Annotated in this window: 1 protein-coding gene; it reads right to left on the bottom strand. The window is 61.1% G+C overall.

From position 1 onward, the window contains the following. Nucleotides 1-229: 229 nt before the first annotated feature. Nucleotides 230-529 (bottom strand): group II intron maturase-specific domain-containing protein (locus IB248_RS30985; protein WP_281419733.1); only part of this gene is annotated, 300 nt, incomplete at its 5' end.

Below are 529 nucleotides of genomic sequence, written 5' to 3'. Positions count from 1 at the left end.
AAATCGGCATAGGGGGCGCTCGATGTGATCGCACCCCTGCCACACCACCCGGCATGCGGGTCCGCACCAGGCGGTTCGAGAGATTGAGGTTAGACGAGCCTGGGCATTCCAAGTTGGTCAGCCCATCTAATGGTGAGGGTGGCGTTAAGGAGCTTGCCGCTGTTGCGCCACCAGCGACCGGCATTTGCTGCCACTTGCTGGGCCACCCCAGGTTTGGCTCCCCTTGCCATCATCTCCCGAAAGATCGTCTGCCGTGCTTCCATTGCTTGAGCTGGATTGCCCTCACACGATGGCGCATCCACTCGTCCAGCGCTTGCCAGACCCGAGGTGTTTGCGCCAGCCGGAAGTAGGCTTTCCATCCGCGCACGAAGAGGCGCAGCCGTTCTGCCACCGCTTTCAGGGATCGACCCGTCACGCGCGGTGTCAGTTCGCGAATGCGCTCCTTGAACGCCTTGATTGCCTTGTCGGCAACCCGTCTCTTGACCACCCGCCCTGGTGCTTTGAAGAAAGCATAGCCGAGGAATTTGCG

Origin of the sequence: Rhizobium sp. RHZ01, from assembly GCF_014851595.1 — a bacterium.
Lineage (GTDB): Bacteria > Pseudomonadota > Alphaproteobacteria > Rhizobiales > Rhizobiaceae > Rhizobium > Rhizobium altiplani.
The sequence above is the reverse complement of the archived record's forward strand: the minus strand, read 5'-3'. Positions and strand labels throughout refer to the sequence as shown.